The organism is Bradyrhizobium sp. INPA03-11B (genome assembly GCF_040446015.1).
GTDB classification, from domain to species: Bacteria; Pseudomonadota; Alphaproteobacteria; order Rhizobiales; family Xanthobacteraceae; genus Bradyrhizobium; species Bradyrhizobium macuxiense_A.
This window is the reverse complement of sequence record NZ_JASGSR010000272.1, coordinates 1-1,040: the sequence shown is the minus strand read 5'-3', so window position 1 is coordinate 1,040 and position 1,040 is coordinate 1. Positions and strand designations below refer to the sequence as shown.

The window sequence follows — 1,040 nt, the reverse complement described above, 5'->3', positions numbered from 1 at the left end:
GGCACGGATCCGCAAGCACGAGAGCGCACTGCTCGCTTACGCGCAGGAAAAGCTACAGAGCATCCATTCCCTGCGCCTCATCGGAACGGCGGCCGAGAAGGGCGCGATCGTGTCCTTTGACATGAAGGTCGCGCACCCGCACGATATCGCGACCGTCATTGATCACTCCGGGGTTGCGGTGCGCGCCGGAACCCATTGCGCGATGCCGCTGCTCGCGCGCTTTGGCGTGCCTGCGACGTGCCGTGCTTCCTTTGCCCTCTATAACACATTTGAAGAGATCGATGCGCTGGCGCGCGCGCTGATCAAGGCGGAGCGCCTGTTTTCCTGAGCGGCCGAGCTTGCCATGATCTGGCTCGCAACGCGGCTCGATAAGATTGGGTACGGGGACGGTGGTGAGACCACGCTGAATGTGCGCAGCACCGCGCCGACGAAGCTGAGGACTTGCCGGCTTTTGACGCTTTGAACGATGTTAGCAAGCTGGACCGGGCTGAACCGCCGTGCGGTTCGCTGGCCTCGTCTCGAGTCCGCTCAAGTCGTGCCCGCCAAGTCGCGCTAGTCTTCGGCGTTTTTCTTGGCCCATGTCACGCCGAGCTCGCCGTGTTTTGTTTCGAACACGGCCGAACGGGCACCTTTCTGGACCAGGTGCGATGTCGGGTTCGCAACAACCGTCCGTCCCTGCGCGCGGTACACGCTAAGCGCTTGGAAATGCGCTGACTTTTGTGCTCACGCTCTGCTGGCACGCGCGTTGCAAAAGTCGTGGCAAGAGCCGCCGTTGCAACAGAAAATTCTAAAGGACATCAGCATGAGTCTCGCCACGACCTATAGCACCGCACAGATCAGGGCGCGCAACAAAGAGCTGATCGAGGAGGTGCTGAAGGTCTATCCGGAGAAGACCGCGAAACGGCGCGCCAAGCACCTCAACATTCACGAGGCCGGCCGGTCGGACTGCGGGGTCAAGTCCAACATCAAATCCATACCCGGCGTGATGACAATTCGCGGGTGCGCCTACGCGGGTTCCAAGGGCGTGGTCTGGGGGCCGA

At 61.5% G+C, this 1,040-nt stretch carries 1 protein-coding gene and 1 pseudogene; both read left to right on the top strand.

Features of this window, described 5'->3' with window-relative positions; all coding sequences use genetic code 11:
* A partial coding sequence (locus QMZ05_RS40885) for an aminotransferase class V-fold PLP-dependent enzyme (RefSeq protein WP_353705897.1) occupies nucleotides 1–328 on the top strand: 328 nt, incomplete at its 5' end.
* Nucleotides 329–802: 474 nt separating this feature from the next.
* Nucleotides 803–1,040, top strand: a pseudogene (locus QMZ05_RS40880) (nitrogenase molybdenum-iron protein alpha chain); the annotation flags it as partial.